A 17,416-nucleotide genomic window follows, 5' to 3' on the forward strand; every position below is an offset into this window, starting at 1 on the left:
CCCTACTTCTTTTTATAAGTTTGAGGATGCACATACTCAAATTCACTAGAAAGTCCGTTCAAGCTTTCTGATTCTCCAAGAATTAGAATTGCTCCAGGCTTCATTGCTCTTGAAATATTATTAATTACTTGTTTTTGATCTTCTTGCTTAAAATAAATCAAAACATTTCTTAAAAAGACAATATCAAATTGAGCAATATTACCTTTAGGAATTGAAAATAAATTGTGACTTGAGAAAGACGTATTCTTCTTCAACTCGGGAACAACTTCTGCAAACTCATCATCTTCATTGAAGTAAGTTTGAAAGAGTTTTGTATGTCGTTCCTTAAAATTATTAATATTTCGACCACTATATCTTGCGTCTTGGGCATATTTTAAAACTTTTGTCGAAATATCTGTCCCAACGATTTCGTATTGAAAGCTAGACTTAATCTTTTTATGCTCTTCACAAGACATCGCAATAGAATAAGCTTCTTCACCCGTAGAAGATGCTGCTGACCAAATTTTTACTGGTAAAGAATTTTTCCAATTAATCAAAAATTCTTCTTGAAAGTATTTCCATACTTTCTCAGTTCTAAAAAATGTTGTCTCATTAGTCGTTATAATATTGATGAATTCTTGCTTTTCATTAATATCAGTTTGTAGATAAGCAATATAATCATCATAACTTTCTAACTCCAGTGCCTTAAGCCTCTGTCTAATTCGACCTTGCAGCATACTTTTTTTTGATGGAGAAATAGTAATTCCTGTATGGAAGTGAACGAGGTCAATAATCTTTTCCATTTGATTACTATTTAGCTCCATTAAGTAAATCATTCGCAAAACCTTTCTCTTAATCTTGGATTAAGTCACTAAGTCTTTTTGCACCATCAGCTAGACTGCGAGTGGCCATGGCAATTGACTCAGATGCCGCAGCTGAGTTTTCTGTTTCAGATGCAACTTGTTGTACGGCCTCACTTACCTCTTTTGCTGCAAGAAGTTGTTCTTGCGTGGCACTAGAAATTTCAGCAATTGAGTGATTCGTATTATTAACCCCGTCGACAATTTTTGAAAATGCCTCACCGGCCTTCTTAGAGATTTGACTCCCCTCAGAAATTTTCTTAACAGAATCATTAATAAGCTTTGAGATCTCTTTCGTTGCTTGTGAAGAGCGCTCTGCTAACTTTCTAACCTCATCTGCAACAACAGAGAAGCCAGCACCATGCTCTCCAGCTCTTGCCGCTTCAATAGCAGCATTGAATGCTAAAAGATTTGTTTGACTTGCGATTTCACGAATAACTTCTACAATCTCACTAATCTCTTCCGATGATCTTGTTATAATTTCCATTGCTTCAACAGCTTCATGTATTGACTTCGCTCCCTCTTGTGCTTCTGTAGAAGTAAGCTCGGCAATTTCATTAGCAGATTTAGCGTTTTGAGCGATCGAATTAATCGATGCTGTTAACTCTTCAACTGAAGCGTTCATCTCCTCAGTTGTTGCACCAAGAGATACAGCACCTTCAGCAACATTCGATGATTTTGTCGAAATATCCTCTGTGCTATCTTTCATTTCCTTGGCCAGTTCATTGATGGCCTTTTTAATTCTTTCATCTTCTGTAATAACATCCCAAGTAACCATTGCTCCCTGGTAAGTATTATTCATATCCATTACTGGACTTACTAATAAGTTTAATATTTCATCTCCAACATGAATTTTTGTTTCATGAGGAAGATTAGATGGATCAGATAACATTTTTCTTTGGTGTGCAGGATTCTTATGAAAAACATCGATACTACTTCCAACAATCTCAGAAACCTTAATTGGCAATAGTCCTTCAATTGAAGTAAGTGTTTGTCTCGATTTTGGATTAATATATGTGATATTAAAGTCTCGATCTGAAAGCATTACGTTGATTGGCATATTATCAAGCATTGAGCTGTATTGAGCATTGCGATTATCAGCAACTAACTTTTCTGTAATGATATCCCATGTAACCATCGCACCTATGTAGTCATTACCATCCATAACAGCAACAACATTTAGTTCAAGTGATTCATCACCAATTCTAATCTGAGTCTTAATTGGTAAATTTTTAGGATTTGCTAAAAGCTTTTGTTGATGAATAGGATTCTCATGGAAGACATCGATTTTTGAACCAATAATTTCTGCAACAGGAATAGGCAGAAGAGATTCAATGGCCCTTAAACTCTCAAAACTTTTTGGATTAATGTATTTGATTACTAAATCAGTTCCGCAATACATAACATTAAACGGTAGCTTATCTAGCATATCGTAAATAGCTCCACTTCCTTCAAATACATTTCGACAATCAAGTTCTTGGTTTATTTTTGCCATGGTCATATAAGTCTCCTACATCCTCATAGAGAAAGTTATTTCTATTAAAGAAATTATATGACTCCATATATTTTAAACTACTCAGTTTTATCGAAATGTAAGTTGTTTATGTGACATGTGTAAAAACAATAAGTTAAGTATCTAAACTATAGAATTACATAAGAAAATTATACCTGAGCAATTCACTTACTCATTTTCACATTTAATGGGAATTAAGAACGACGACTAATAATTTTTAAACTTCAAAATCAAAGTAGTCTGAAAGCTCACCATCACCTTCTTGAAGGTCGTCGATTTCTTCATGCGATTCTTCACCAAGGAAGCCAATATTGTAGAGAGCATCTCCGGCCATAACAACAGATGACTTGCTTATACCCAAAATAACTCCATCGTGCTCCATTGTGATTCGACTAATAAGCTCACCTGTAAGTTGGCGCAATTCTCCAACGATCTCGCCTTCTTTTACAATTTTTCCATGATGGGCCTTATTAATTAATAGTCCACCTTTGGCCGCTCTCATCCACTTCGTTTTTCTAATAATGAATTTTTCTTCTTTAAAACTCATTTTAGTTCTAATCATGCCATAGTGACTAAGAATACTCTTAACGAGGTTAACACCATACTTTGCAATTGTTTCATCAATGCGTAAGCCTTCTCCACCTTCAAAGACAATACAAGGCCTACCTAAATCATTAATGGCCTCTCTTAGAGAACCATCCCTAAGCGTGCTATTAACGACCAATGGAATACTAATATTGTTAACAAGCTCTAGCATTCCCTTTGTTTCTAAATCACATCGGATTTGTGGAATATTGAAACGGCCAGGACCTCCAGAATGGAGATCGACAAAGACATCACCATACTTCGTTATTTGCTTAAAGATAAAATTTGCAAAGCGAGCACCAAAGCTCCCCTTTGCTTTACCAGGAAAACAACGATTAAGATCCTTACGATCAGGAAGGTATCGTTGCTTATTCAAAAAGCCGTAAATATTTACAGCTGGAATGATTATTAAAGTCCCTTTTAAAAGTTTCAATTTACCTTTCATTAAAAGTTGGGCTGCTCTTAATCCATTGATTTCATCACCGTGCATACATGCAGTGACTACAACACAGGGAGAGATCTCCTTTGTTGCACGATAGATATAAATAGGAGCTTTTACTTTTTGAAGCCCGTAAAAAGAAGGGAAATTGACAAACTCAACGATTGGTCTGCCAATTTCAACTTCTTCAACTTTTAATTTAAATAATTGATCCGTCAATTAGTTATCCTTTATGACTTTTGTATAATTCTTCTCTACGTAATCGATGATTTGAACGGCAATATTCTTATTCGTACAACCTTCAATTCCCTCAAGCCCCGGAGAAGAATTAACCTCTAATATTTTAGGACCTGTACCAGAACGAATTATATCAACCCCGGCCATATTAAGCTTCATTGCCTTTGCGGCAGCAATAGCAACTTTTCTTTCTTCCGGTGTAATCTTCACAGGTGATCCAATTCCACCTCTATGAATATTTGAGCGGAACTCACCTTCTTTCGCTTGTCTCATCATTGTGCCAATAACCTTGCCTCCAACAACAAAACAACGAATATCTGCGCCATTTGCATCTTTAATAAATTCTTGAACAAGAAAATTTGCCTTTAAAATTCTAAAAGCATCAATCAAACTCTCTGCAGCTTTCTTCGTTTCGGCCAAAATAACACCTTTACCTTGAGAGCCTTCAATAAGTTTAACAACCATTGGCGCTCCACCAACAAGCTTGATTAAGCTCTCAGTTTGTTGAGTATTATTTGCCATTCCTGTCTTTGGAAGGGGTAGATGCTTTTGAGATAGGATTTGGAGTGAGCGTAATTTATCTCTTGAGCGTCCAATTGCATTGGACGAGTTCAAGCAGTACACTCCCATCATCTCAAACTGACGAACAATCGCCATACCATAGGCACTTACGCTGGCCCCAATTCTTGGAATAACAATATCAACCTTGTCTAATTTTCTCTTGCGGTAGTAAACCATTGGAGAACCAGTTGCCACATCCATATAACATTTGTCTGGACGAGCGACTTCGACATGGTGACCTCTAAGTTTGGCTTCTTCTACTAGTCTCTTTGTAGAGTAAAGATTCTTATTAGAAGATAAAATCAAAATATTCATTTATGCTCCATAAAAATAGCAAACTAATCTTGCACCTATATAATATAGTCCAGAATCACTGAACAGTGAGGATAAAAGTCAACATAATTCATAAATTTTTAATTAAATTTTAATAACTTTTTTATTGATGGGGATAAGTCATATTTACAATAAACGTTCTAAGTATTACTCTTATGCCATGACAGAAGAAAATCAAACATGCCCAAAATGTAGCTCACCTTACGCCTATAGCGATGGCCAATTATGGATTTGCCCTGAATGCTTCAATGAATGGAGTCTGGATGCTAGCTCTGAAGAAGATAGTACTCCTCAATTTGTTGATGTTAACGGTGCACAATTACAAAATGGTGACTCTGTAACAGTTGTTAAAGACCTAAAGGCCGGAAAAGGTACGATTAAGTCAGGAACAAAAGTAAAGAATATCCGCCTACTAGAAGAGCCAGTAAATGGACACGACATTTCTTGTAAAGTCGATGGCCATGGTTCGATGTATCTTAAGTGCTCAGTTGTAAAAAAAGCTTAATATAAGACTATCTTTTTACAACTTGCCAAAGAGAATCGATAAATAACTCTTCTTTATCAATAAAGTGTTCTTTTAATTTGAAGCCCGTGTGCTGACACGTTCTTTCTATATCTTCTTTCGAGTACTTAAATGAGTATTCGAGATGTAGTGGCTCATAGGCTTCGAATTCAAAGAGGTGCTCTAACTCTTCGATATAAACTTCCTGCTTCTCTTTTGGAAGTAAGTAACTCTCCATTGCTCCTAACTTCGGATTAAAAACTCCGACATGCTGAAATTTCTCTTTATTGAAATTTCCACCTAGCTCACGATTAATTCTATCTAATAGATTTAAATTAAAGTCACGAGTATATCCACTTGAGTCATTATAAGCAGCATGTAGCTTTTCAACATCTTTCTTTAGATCAAAACCAATTAATAAATAGTCATCATTATCGAGGTGCTTCCAAAGTTGTCTAAGAAAGCTTTCACTCTGGGCCCTATCAAAGTTTCCGATATTAGAGCCGAGAAATAAGACAAGCTTACGTCGCTTTGACTTCTGCTTCAAAAATTTTAACCCCTCTAAATAATCTGCAACAATACCATGTACAGATAAATTAGACTTATGAGTTATATGGGCCTGCATTTGCTTTAAGGCTTGTGCTGAGATGTCGATTGGAAAATAATTTACTTTCTTATCTACTTTTAAAAAGGCATCGATAACCAACTCACTCTTGTGGCCGTCACCTGCTCCTAATTCAATAATGTCGATTTCTTCATCACTTATTAAACTAGCTAGTTTAGAACCTGATTGAAGTAAAATTTCAAATTCTGTTCTAGTTAAATAATAATCACCATGTTGAGTAATCTTTTGAAAAAGGTCACTTCCTCGATCATCATAGAAGTATTTAGTTGATAGCTTTTTTTCAGTCTTAGATAAGCCTGTTAAAACATCAATGGCAAACTCTTCTAAGAATTCTGATTCTTGATTCTCACTTACTTCTCTCAGTATAGACACTTCCATTATATATCCTTTGCAATCCTAATTCCCGCAAACATCCATCTCTGATGAGCGCGATAGAAATTACGATAAGTTTTACGATAATGCTCTTCAGGAGTTGCAAAACATCCTCCACGAAGAACAAATTGATTACACATAAATTTACTATTGTACTCACCTAGCTCCCCTTTATAGGACTCATAGGCTGGATATGGTGAGTAATGAGATGAGCTCCAACACCAAAGAGGTAATTTCTTATCCCCAAGGGCCAACTCTAACTCAAATTCAGTTGGTAGACGATGACCTGCCCATTTTGCAAATGCCTGAGCTTCATACAAACTAATATGAGAAACAGGTGCATACATATCTAATGGCACTAAGCCGTGTAAGGAAAACTCATACCACTGTCCATCAATAAGTCGCCAATAAAGAGGCGCAATTATTCTTTGCTCATTTATCCAATCCCATCCGTCACTAAGCCAGTATTGAAAGTTTTGATAGCCACCTGAATTAATAAATTCTAAGTACTCTCCATTTGAAATATAACTTTCACGAATCGCAAAAGAAGTAAGATACCTTTTATGATCTGGACCTTCATTATCGTATGAAAACTCACTTTCATCTTGACCGAAAGTATAGAGTCCTTCTTTAAAGTGTCGCCATTTTAATGAGCCTGCGGAAAAGTTCTCAAGTCGCTTTTGGGAGTAGACTGAATCAATTGGCCCCAAACTTAAGATATGCTTTATATCCATTAGCAGAAGCTCTTGATGCTGTTGTTCATGATTAAGTCCAACCTCCAATAACGATTCGACTTCATCAATACTTTCCGTCAGCTCTAATAATGACAGCATTGCTCTATCGACGTAATTTCGATAGCTCAGAATTTCTTGAACAGTAGGTCGGGAAAGAAGCCCTCTGCTCTCCTGCTTCCAATGGGTGCCTACAGACTTATAATATGAATTAAATAAGAGACTATAATCGGCATTAAATCTTTTATAATTTGATAAATACTTAACGAGAACAAATTCCTCAAAAAACCAAGTTGTATGAGCAAGATGCCACTTAGGAGGACTTACCTCAGGAGCAGACTGCACTGTGAAGTCCTCGATCTTAAGACCAACACAAGTCTTTAAAGTGGCATCTCTTGTGAGTCGATACTTTTCGACACACCAAGACTTACGCTCAATCATATCTAATAATTTATCGCTAAATGCTTCGATACTTACTCCACAACATCATAAAATTTTAAAACTATAAATTTTTACCTTCTGCACTATTGGATAAAAACTTAAGAATATTAAAATTTTTTAAAGAATAATTTGGCATGCGTAACGAACTCAGCAATAATAATTGTTATTTAGAAAAGAAATAAAGGAATTGATATGAAACGTATTTTATCACTTGCAATTAGTTCACTACTTCTATGCTCATCGGCCGTAGCAAAGGAAGTTCAAGATATGTCTGATCCTTTAGCGGTCTATACTCAAGCAGGTCTTGGCGCAACAAATAAAGGCTTAAATGCTAAGATTGGAATTTCTTATGATACAGGCATTCAAAATGTAGCAGCGATGAATGTTATCGAATTCAAGGGTTTTCTTGGAGAAGAACTTGGATGGGATGGTACATCTAAAAGATCTAATCGACTTGATAGTTTTCGCTTCAGAAATTTTAGCGCAAATATAAAAACAGGTAGTGGCTCACAATTAGATATAAACTATAGTCTTAAAGAATCATTTCTAGCAGAAAGAACAGGAAATGCTTCCTATTCTATCCTACAAGCACTTCCAAAGTTTTGGATTGTTAACCTCTATCCACTAGCAGGAGTTGGTGTTGAATTTGGAAAGAATACAGTAGAAGACGATAACTCAATTGATAGTGGCTTCTCTGTTATTGGTATCAATAGTGTGGTTGGCTTCTACGGAAAATTTACGATCACTGATAAAATTTGGTTTAATTATAACCCTATCTGGGCAGCGGCCCTTGCGGGTTCTGACCTTTATGAGTCATCAGCATATGGTGGAAAAGATAATATTCTTCTTCACGAATTTGCAGCAAGCTACCAGTTCACTCCACGCTTTAACCTTCGCTACTTTGCGAATTGGAGTAACCTAGTAGACATTGCTGACGGTGACCACAGAATCGAATTTAATTATCAATTCTAATTAATCACTTTATCTTTTAAGGGGCGGCGATTCCAAATGTCGCTGACCCTCCTAAGAAAATCTCTGAAAATTTAATTCCTCGATCATAAAGTAGTGGTGTTTCAATTGAGCCCCAGAATGTATCTGGAAAGTTTCCAATCTCACCACCTTCACCGTAACCAAAACAGTACATATAACCAGTTACATTTTCGATTCCACAAGTGTGCCACATGCCAGAAACGAGCTTATTCCATGAGCGTCCTGTTATGATTGCTGGCTCAGCTCGATTTGTGTAATCCCCTTGTCCAAGAGCACCGTTATTACCACTTCCCCAACAGTATCCATCCCCACTGGCCTGAAGCGCGCAAGAGTGAGATTCTCCAACAGATAAACTCGTCCAAACGGCACCGCCAACAACTTCAACAGGAACAGAAGAATTTGTAAAAACCGCATCATTACCTAACTGCCCTCGATTATCATAACCCCAGCAGTATATTTTGCTATCAGTAGCTAGGCCACAAGCGAAGTGATCACCTGTTCCAATATCAGTAAAAGTAAGTCCACCGTTAACTGCTGTTGGTGTTGTCGTAAGGGTTGTCGTGTTCCCAGTGGCCACTCCATTTCCTAGACCACCGAAACGATTCGTCCCCCAGCAGTAAGCTGCACCATCGGTACGTATTCCACAAACGTGATAATATCCAACAGAAATCTTACTCCAGCTATGACCACCAACAATTAAATTAGGATCATGAAAGGACGCTGTTGTATCCCCACTTCCTATTTGCCCGTAGTTATTTCTTCCCCAACAATAACCAACATTAGTGGTTGTTACACCACAAACAGAATCATAATTAGCACTAAGAGACGCCCACTTATGGCCACCTGTAACTATTGTCGATGGGTGTGAATAGTTGGCCGTATCGGCAGCTCCATTTCCAAGTTCACCATATTGGTCTCGTCCCATACAATACGCATCGTCGGAGTCATCAATACCGCAAAAAAGCATATAACCAGCGGCCATAGACTTCCAAGTTTTTGCCAAAGGAACTTTCTTAGGCATAAAAAGACCAGCGTTCCCCATTCCAGTTCCGGCCTGTCCCCAGTTCCAGTATTGTCCCCAGCAATAGCCGTCACCGCTTGTTGTGACACCACAACTTAAATAGTCAGAAGCTGAAGCAGATGCCCAATTATGGCCACCAATAACAAGCGTTGGTGTCAGGCGGTTTTGAATATCACCGTCTCCGATCTCTCCTTCTTCCCCCTCACCCCAACAGTACATTTGATTTAGATTATCGATACCACATGAGTGTCTTCCCCTAACCGAAACATCAACCCAGTCTTGAGAACCAGTCACTTGTACCGGGACATTAGAAGTTGTTCCTAGGCCATCACCTAAGTTTCCTTCCCCACTAAAGTCAGTTCCCCAGCAATAAATATCACTTGTATTTGTTAGCCCACAAGCGTGAAACCAATGAACTTCAATTTTATCAAATGTTAGGCCACCACTGACAGGACTAGGAGAATACGTATCAGCACTTAGCCCATCTCCTAAAACATGGTTAGACCCCATTCCCCAACAGTATCCAACTCCCGCGACTGTAACTGCACATGTGGAATATTCACCGACTGCAACATTTTTCCACTTCGTTCCTGAACTTATATGCTCAGGTGCCGTAATAACTGTTGTATTATCTCCCATTCCGATTTGACCATAATTATTTCTCCCCCAACAATAAAGGTCATCAAGGGAGTTAATAGCGCAAACGTGATAGTTTCGAGTTGAAACCATTTTCCACTTCATTCCTCCCGGAACAAGTTTTGGAACAAATGAATCAGTTGCTGTTCCATCACCAAACCGATAATAACTATTATCTCCCCAACAATAGAGATCATCACTACCATCAATTCCGCATGTTAAACGATAACCAGTTGAGACATCCTTCCAGGTTTTCTCACCATCAACGATATGAGGAATATACTTAGGTTCATCAACTCCATAACCAATCTCACCATACCAACCTTCACCCCAGCAATAGAGCTTAGACTGAGTTGTGATTCCACAAGAGTGTTGATCTCCACCAACAATTTTTGACCAAGTTAAATTTCCAACTACTTTGTTGAGATCATTTGGATAAAGAGATTGAAATTTTTGTGGATCATAAACATCAATAGGCGCACCAACATCCCAAGAACCAAAGTAATATAAATTTCCAGCACTATAGCCTGTGGCCATTCCCTGCACACGATGTTCAGAGGAAACAATCGCTCCATCTGTAATATAAATATTGGCAAAATAATATCCATCCGCAGAAGCATTAATCGTCATATCAATAGTACAAGTTTCACCAGGATTTAAAGTTGTTCCAGTACAAGTATCGTTTGTAACTTGAAAATTCCCTGAACTTCCATAAATAAGGGGCGCCTGTAATAGACCAGTAGTTATTCCGCCTGAGTTTGTTAGTGTAATCGACTCAGTCTCACCAGGCCCTGCTCCTCCTGGTTGATATAAAAGAGAGAACTCTGTTGCTCCTAATGTAAGCCCACCTGCGACATTTAAAGTTGTAAATGTATCAGAGACCACAACACTTGTATTTCCAGCTTCATCTATGGCACGAATTTCGATTCGATAATCTTCTGCTCCATCTAAAGATAAACCACTAACAGAATCTCCTTTTGTGAAAGAAGTCCAATCCTGCTCAACAGAAGAGTCTGAAACTTTAATGACTCTTACCTGATAACCCACAAGAACTAAGTTATCAGTTGAGTCCGTTGTCCATGTCACCGTAGGAGTAATTGATAAACTGGCGGGAACTGCTCCAAGTGTTAATGCGGAAACAGCAGTCGGATCAGTCGTATCGAGGGTAATTGATTTTGTCACGGATTCAGAAGAAATTGCATTTGAATCATCTGCTCCAAAAATATAGACAGTCTTTAGTCCATCACCACCTGATAAAGCAAATGAAGCTGGAAATCCTGTGACCCAATTTCCTCCTCCACATGATCCTGCACTTGTATCGACTGGAGGAGTTGTTTGCGTTTCACTAATACAGTACTGAGTTAGATCGTCTCCACCACTTTTTGTCATATCAATACTATTAATATTTGAATGAGTTGTTGAACCAGAACTACTGTCACTTAAAATAACTTCTAGTGCCGCTACTTCAATTCCAAAATTAAAGCTAACCTCCGACTCTTTTAAACAACTGGTCAATAAAACAATAACCGACAATAATAGAATGTTTTGCATTCTCCCCCACTTTTTAAACTCAATATTTTTACTATCGGTAAATACTTTTAAGTTATTTAAACAAAATCATATGAGGGATAAAAAAAGTTTAGAAAAAACGAGCTTTTACATCAGATATCTTTTTATAGACTGCAGAAATCGCTCTATAGGATGAAGGATTATCTTCAACTAAAATAATTTAACTAAAGTAAATAAAAGTGAGAATTAATGAAACAAAAATTTTTAAAACTAACCTGCCTTTTCTTTTTATCATTTAATTATTTATATGCTGATTCAATAAACTTAGAGGAATCAAAGAGAAATTCTAAGCATCAATATCTTAGACTTTCATATCAATCAGTGAATAGTGAAAAACTTCAAACAATCTATGAACAACTTCTAATTGATTCTTATAACTATGAAGAAGAAGATTTCATGGCCAAGAAAACAAGACGTGAAAATGGGCATATCAAAGACTGGAATAATTTAAAAGATAAAAGCTTTAGACTCTATGTCGAGATTGAACTCATTGATATAAATAAGTTCATGAATATTCTAAACTTAACTGATGAGCAAATTAAGGCGTTATTTGGAGTCGTTAAATCAGATAGACCAACACCTAAAAAACAAAACGATTCTGGCCCACTAAAATTTTCAGTTTTTTACATGACTTCTCTTGGAGAATTTAACCAGAAAAGTGCACCAGGATCTGTTGAGTTCAAGCAAAACTCTTCCGTTTCCCTGGGCCTTACGTCAGTATATCAAGTGAATGCCAAGTATGGTGCTCAAGCAAGTCTTTACTACTCTCACCTAAATACTGCTTCTGCAAATCAGTATCTTGATAATGTTTCAGTTGATCCAGAGATTGGTTTTAACCTATACGGTACGTATAAATTTGCAGACTATGGACTAGAAGCATATGCTGGTCTAGATTTCGAGCGTTTTAATACTTTCAATTTTGATGGATTAACAGAAGCCGATCAAGTTAAATTTGATAAGAACCAAATCTTCTTTTTAACTGTTGGTGTACAAAAAAACTTTAAGTTATACAGAAGAAACTTCTTAGCAAAATTTAGCTACTCTCACTCACTACTTTCAAGTCGAGACATAGGTTACGCTAACACAAGTGATAAACAAGAGTTTACTGGAGGCAAGATTATGGCCTATGTAATGGGCGATATCACAAAGAAAATTTTTGCTCATGCAATTTTCAAAATGCACTTTATGGATGGCCCAACCGATTTATCAGTAAATCGACTGGGCCTTGGATTTGGTTATAAATTCTAACGATATGTAATATCCTTAGCGTCAAAGTCACTTTGGCCATGGCGCTCAAGGATTTGTTGATCTTCATCTCCCCAAGCTCGATTAACTAGCCTTCCTCTTAATACCGCCGGCCTCTTAATCAATTCATCTGCCCAACGAATAACATTCTTATATTCATGTACTGACAAGAACTCTGCTGCATCATAGAGCTTGCCTTTAACAAGTGCCCCATACCATGGAAAGATCGCTATATCTGCAATCGAGTATTCATCTCCTGCAATGTATTTATTATTTTCTAATTGCTTATCAAGTACATCTAGCTGTCTTTTTGTTTCCATCGCAAATCGATCAATCGGATACTCAAATTTCTCAGGAGCATAGGCATAGAAATGACCAAAGCCTCCCCCTAAATAAGGAGCACTTCCCATTTGCCAAAAAAGCCAATTAAATACCTCAGCTCTCTTGGCCGGATCCTTTGGTAAGAAGTGTCCAAACTTTTCTGCCAAGTGAACAAGAATTGATGCTGATTCGAATACTCGAATTGGTTGACCATTATTCTTATCAAGTAAAGCTGGAATCTTAGAGTTTGGATTAATAGCAACAAAGTCAGAACCAAACTGGTCTGCTTCTCCAATATTAATTAAGTAAGCATCATACTCGGCTTCTTTAATTCCAAGCTCTAATAGCTCCTCAAACATAATCGTAACCTTAACTCCATTTGGTGTACCTAGAGAGTACAGTTGAAACGGATGCTCTCCTTGAGGAAGTTCCTTTTCAAAGCGCGCTCCTGCAGTTGGGCGATTAATACTTGCAAACTGTCCCCCATTTCCTTCTGTAAATGTCCAAACCTTTGGTGGTGTATATTTTTGATTCATAATCTTCTCCTAGTAATTTCTAGATTATAACAAGCATGAAGGTTAAAAAAAATCTAAACTTGATGAGGATCAAACTTACTCAATAGAGTTTATGGTAGGATATTTATATGAAAAAGATAATTATTTCCCTACTAATTACGTCAAGTTTATTTGCCTCTGAGCAGCAGGCCGTCCAAGCAATACAGAAAACAGCAATGGCACTTAAGAAAGAGCTTCAAGCAGCAATGAAAGTCTCTCCAGTTAACGCTGTATCGGTTTGTAATACAAAGGCCATGCCGATCACTAAGAAGTTTCATGAAGACGGAGTCGAAGTCGGCCGTGTCAGTCTTAAGAATAGAAATCCAAACAATACTGTAAAGGGTTGGATGAATGACACAATTATGAGTTATGAGTCAGGAAAAAATAAGAAGAAATATTCCGTCGTAAGAATCGACTCAGATAAGAATGGTATTATCATGCCAATCAAAACAATGCCTCTTTGTCTTAACTGCCATGGAGATAACCTAAAACCTGAAGTACAGTCAAAGATCACTCAGCTTTATCCGAGTGATAAGGCCACTGGATATAAGAGCGGTGATATTCGTGGATACTTTTGGGCAACATTTAAAGCAAATAAATAAGAGAAAATAATTATGAAAATTATTATTGTTGGTGGTGGAACGGCCGGTATTACAATGGCGGCACGCTTAAGAAATGAATTAAGCCCTTCATATACTATTTCTGTCATTGAACCTTCTGAGTATCATTACTACCAACCTTATTGGACCCTTAATGGCGCTGGTATCGGAAAAAAAGAAGATACAAGACGTACAACTGCTTCAGTCATTCCAGATGGTGTTGAATGGATCAAGGATCGTTGTCAACAAATCCGACCAGATAAGAAGGAAGTTGAAACTCTTGAGCATGGAACACTAAACTACGATATCCTGGTAGTTGCACCAGGAATTCAAATTAATTGGAATGAAATTGAAGGCCTAAAAGACTCCATCGGAAAGAAAGGTGTTTGTTCAAATTATAGCTATGACTATGTGGATTATACTTGGAAATTTCTCCAAGAACTTAAAAATGGCAACGCGCTATTTACCTTTCCAAACTCCCCACTAAAATGTGGTGGTGCTCCTCAAAAGATCATGTACCTTGTTGAAGACTATGTACGTAAACATGGCAATAGAGACAATGTAACGATTGAGTTTGCAAGTCCAGGTCAGGCAATTTTTGGAATTCCAAAATATAAAGCTGCACTTGAAAAGATTATAAAAGAAAGAGATATCAAAACACACTTTCACATCAATTTAGAAAAACTAGATGGTGAAAATAACAAGGCCTATTTTAGAGATCTCCAAACAAATGAACTGATAGAAAAAGATTATTCTTTTATTCATGTTGTTCCGCCGATGTCAGCGCCAGACTTCTTAAAGGATAGTGATCTACTTGATAGCACGGGCTGGATTGATGTTGATAAGCATACGTTTCAACATAAGAAATATTCCAATGTTTTTGCGATTGGCGATGCGACAAATGTCCCAACGGCCAAAACAGGTGCGGCAGTAAGAAAGCAGGCTCCAGTTCTTGTCGAAAATATTGTGAAATTCATTAATAATAAAACTAATTTCAATACAAGCTATAATGGTTATACCTCATGTCCGATTGTAACTGGCTACGGACAACTAATTCTTGCAGAATTTGATTACGACGGAAATCCATGTGAGACTTTCCCATTTGATCAAGCAAAGCCTCGCTGGAGCATGTACTTTCTAAAAGCACATATTTTGCCAATTGTTTACTGGCATGGAATGCTTAAAGGAAGAATGTAAGTTACTTCTTTGCAAGGTTTTTAATTTTAGGATGTAGAGTAAACTCACACTTCATTGACTTTGTAACAAGACAATTATCCTTGGCCTTGTAAAGAAGATCTAAATAAGGATCAACATCTGACTCACAACAAATTTCTAAATGAACGTGAATATCACATTTCGTAAATTCATAGCCCTTGGCCACTTTTTCGAGATGAGCATCTGCCTTTACTTCAATATTATTAAAAGCAAGTTTTTTAAAAGAAGCAAAAGACTTGAATGTTAGAATATAGCAACTAGAGATACTTGCACTAAAAAGATCTTCAGGGCTCCACTCACTCTCGACACCATTAAATTCAGGCGGCGGAGTAATTGTAATGGTCTGTTTTTTATCTGCCGTAAGGCTTAACTCGATACTTTCAGAGTTTCCCTTAGTAATCGTTGTATACGTACCCATAAATACTCCTAATTAAACATGTGCTTGAGCAGCATTTTCAGTATGACTTCTAATTTTTCGAAGTGCAACAATCATATCGGAATAAGTAAGTGCACCAAGTGCATCATACTCTCCACTTGAAACACGATCTAAGTGCTTCTTTCTTATTTGCTCGGCCTGGTCTCTTAATTCCTTAGACTTTCTTTCAGCAACACTATAATCAACCTTATCAAGAGAAATTTGATTTGAGACTGAATCATAGAATGCCTTTACATTAACAAATAAGTCATCAAAGTCTTTCTTTGCCTCATCTCTCATAAGTTTTGATATATCACCTCGATCACTATAAGCAATGAGCCTTTCGATATAATCAGCAATACTCTCTAACTCATCGACTTCCTTAATCATCGACTGAGAACGGCGTGACTCATCTTCACTTAAAGGATTAACCATAAGTTTAACGATAAAAATGGTAACTTCTTTTTGTATATTGTCTGTAATTCTCTCATAATCCTTGGCCTTAAGAGCAATCTTCTCCCTTTCGCCAAAGTTCTGTTTAATATAAATCTCTTCTGCTAAAGCATAAAGTCTAGAAACGATATCTTTCATTTTATTAACCTCGGCCTGTGCTTGTGCAAGCGCAGCCGCAGTTACCATTTGGCTTGGATCACCTAACATGACAAGGTGGTGTTGCTCTTTCTCTCCGGTAGCAGGAGTAATCCTTGTCACAAAATTTGCTAACTGAGTTAAGAAAGGAATAAAAATAATCGTGGCCGCGACATTGAAGATAGTATGTCCTGTAGCAATATGAACAGCAACATTGATAAAGTCACCATCTGCATTGACAGCATTTGCAGCACCTGGAACTAAGTAATCGATAAATTCAACATAGAATGGAAAGAATAAAAAGATAACAAGTACACCCAAGAGATTAAATATAGCGTGAGCTCGAGCTGCCCTTTTGGCGGTTATATTAGCTCCAACACTCGCTAAAAGAGCGGTAATGGTTGTTCCAATATTTTCCCCTAATACCAGAGCAGCGGCCGTATGAAATTGAATAACACCTGATCCAGCTAGGGCTATTGTAATACCCAACATTGCAGAAGAAGATTGAATTACGACAGTTAATATACAGCCGACAATAATACACGCAAAGTATGCTCCGTAATTCTGTTCAGAGAAATATGAAATCATACTTAAAAATTCAGGCATTGTTCTAAGTGGTTTAAATGCATTGGACATAATACTTAAACCAAAGAAGATCATACCAACTGAAAAAAGGATACGCCCAATTTGGCGATAGCGATTAGTTTTAGCAAATAGCAAAGGAAAGATTCCAAGACCGATAAAGAGAAGTCCATACTTCCCTACTTTTATTGAAATGATCCAACCAGTAACTGTTGTCCCGATATTGGCCCCTAGAATAACTCCAATGGCCTGTCCTAAATTCATTAAACCAGCATTAACGAAACCAACAGTCATAACAGTAGTTACAGATGAACTTTGAACAAAGATGGTAACAAGAGTTCCAACGATGACAGCAGAGAAGCGATTTGTTGTAATTTTATTAATCGTATTTTTAACGACGTCGCCAGCGACTGATTGTAGTGCCTCTGACATATTCTTCATTCCATAGAAGAAAATACCAAGCCCACCAAGGACAGAATAAATAAGTTTAAAAACTTCCACTG

At 37.2% G+C, this 17,416-nt stretch carries 15 protein-coding genes; 5 read left to right on the forward strand and 10 right to left on the reverse strand.

Translation table 11 applies throughout. From position 1 onward, the window contains the following. Positions 1-2: 2 nt before the first annotated feature. From ACMAYS_RS10530 to rimK, 4 genes are all read right to left on the reverse strand, one after another. Positions 3-815 (reverse strand): CheR family methyltransferase, encoded by an 813-nt coding sequence (locus ACMAYS_RS10530; RefSeq protein WP_412463249.1) that lies wholly within the window; start codon positions 813-815, stop codon positions 3-5. A 16-nt stretch (positions 816-831) separates the two neighbouring features. Further along, on the reverse strand, positions 832-2,340 hold the full coding sequence (locus tag ACMAYS_RS10535) for a methyl-accepting chemotaxis protein (RefSeq protein ID WP_412463250.1): 1,509 nt from the start codon (positions 2,338-2,340) through the stop codon (positions 832-834). Between the two features lie 229 nt (positions 2,341-2,569). Then, positions 2,570-3,595 carry a succinylglutamate desuccinylase/aspartoacylase family protein gene (locus ACMAYS_RS10540; RefSeq protein WP_392992743.1) on the reverse strand — a complete coding sequence of 342 codons (1,026 nt, stop codon included), beginning with the start codon at positions 3,593-3,595 and terminating at the stop codon, positions 2,570-2,572. Beyond that, positions 3,596-4,489, reverse strand: coding sequence for a 30S ribosomal protein S6--L-glutamate ligase (gene rimK / locus ACMAYS_RS10545; protein ID WP_103218224.1), 894 nt, complete (start codon positions 4,487-4,489; stop codon positions 3,596-3,598). Positions 4,490-4,667: 178 nt separating this feature from the next. Between rimK and ACMAYS_RS10550 the strand changes: the two genes are divergently transcribed. Then, positions 4,668-5,012: a zinc ribbon domain-containing protein YjdM gene (locus tag ACMAYS_RS10550; protein ID WP_103218225.1), complete on the forward strand. Its 345-nt coding sequence runs from the start codon at positions 4,668-4,670 to the stop codon at positions 5,010-5,012. A gap of 7 nt (positions 5,013-5,019) precedes the next feature. Here the strand turns inward: ACMAYS_RS10550 and egtD are convergent, their stop codons facing one another. After that, positions 5,020-6,012 carry an L-histidine N(alpha)-methyltransferase gene (gene egtD / locus ACMAYS_RS10555; RefSeq protein WP_412463251.1) on the reverse strand — a complete coding sequence of 331 codons (993 nt, stop codon included), beginning with the start codon at positions 6,010-6,012 and terminating at the stop codon, positions 5,020-5,022. Beyond that, complete coding sequence (gene egtB / locus ACMAYS_RS10560) at positions 6,012-7,178, reverse strand: ergothioneine biosynthesis protein EgtB (protein WP_412463252.1); 1,167 nt, start codon at positions 7,176-7,178, stop codon at positions 6,012-6,014. Before egtB ends, egtD begins: the two co-directional genes overlap by 1 nt. Before the next feature lie 192 nt (positions 7,179-7,370). Between egtB and ACMAYS_RS10565 the strand changes: the two genes are divergently transcribed. Next, entirely contained in the window at positions 7,371-8,150 is a 780-nt protein-coding gene (locus tag ACMAYS_RS10565) for a hypothetical protein (protein WP_392992751.1), read from the forward strand. Positions 8,151-8,166: 16 nt separating this feature from the next. Here the strand turns inward: ACMAYS_RS10565 and ACMAYS_RS10570 are convergent, their stop codons facing one another. Continuing rightward, complete coding sequence (locus ACMAYS_RS10570) at positions 8,167-11,376, reverse strand: hypothetical protein (protein WP_412463253.1); 3,210 nt, start codon at positions 11,374-11,376, stop codon at positions 8,167-8,169. 207 nt (positions 11,377-11,583) lie between these two features. On the opposite strand from ACMAYS_RS10570, the gene ACMAYS_RS10575 reads away from it, so the two are divergent. Continuing rightward, positions 11,584-12,642: a hypothetical protein gene (locus ACMAYS_RS10575; protein ID WP_103218230.1), complete on the forward strand. Its 1,059-nt coding sequence runs from the start codon at positions 11,584-11,586 to the stop codon at positions 12,640-12,642. Here the strand turns inward: ACMAYS_RS10575 and yghU are convergent. Next, complete coding sequence (gene yghU / locus ACMAYS_RS10580; protein WP_103218231.1) at positions 12,639-13,496, reverse strand: glutathione-dependent disulfide-bond oxidoreductase; 858 nt, start codon at positions 13,494-13,496, stop codon at positions 12,639-12,641. The two genes, ACMAYS_RS10575 and yghU, sit on opposite strands and share 4 nt — an antisense overlap. A gap of 107 nt (positions 13,497-13,603) precedes the next feature. Between yghU and ACMAYS_RS10585 the strand changes: the two genes are divergently transcribed. Together ACMAYS_RS10585 and ACMAYS_RS10590 are read left to right on the forward strand one after the other, a co-directional pair. Next, positions 13,604-14,116 carry a DUF3365 domain-containing protein gene (locus ACMAYS_RS10585; protein ID WP_103218232.1) on the forward strand — a complete coding sequence of 171 codons (513 nt, stop codon included), beginning with the start codon at positions 13,604-13,606 and terminating at the stop codon, positions 14,114-14,116. A 12-nt stretch (positions 14,117-14,128) separates the two neighbouring features. After that, positions 14,129-15,310, forward strand: a complete 1,182-nt coding sequence (locus ACMAYS_RS10590; RefSeq protein WP_412463254.1) for an FAD-dependent oxidoreductase — start codon at positions 14,129-14,131, stop codon at positions 15,308-15,310. A gap of 1 nt (position 15,311) precedes the next feature. Here ACMAYS_RS10590 and ACMAYS_RS10595 read toward each other — a convergent pair whose 3' ends face one another. Together ACMAYS_RS10595 and ACMAYS_RS10600 are read right to left on the reverse strand one after the other, a co-directional pair. Next, positions 15,312-15,746, reverse strand: coding sequence for an OsmC family protein (locus ACMAYS_RS10595; RefSeq protein WP_412463255.1), 435 nt, complete (start codon positions 15,744-15,746; stop codon positions 15,312-15,314). Positions 15,747-15,758: 12 nt separating this feature from the next. Next, positions 15,759-17,414 (reverse strand): Na/Pi cotransporter family protein, encoded by a 1,656-nt coding sequence (locus tag ACMAYS_RS10600; RefSeq protein ID WP_103218235.1) that lies wholly within the window; start codon positions 17,412-17,414, stop codon positions 15,759-15,761. Between the last annotated feature and the right edge of the window lie 2 nt (positions 17,415-17,416).

Source organism: Halobacteriovorax sp. RT-2-6, assembly GCF_047085025.1.
Taxonomy (GTDB): Bacteria; Bdellovibrionota; Bacteriovoracia; order Bacteriovoracales; family Bacteriovoracaceae; genus Halobacteriovorax_A.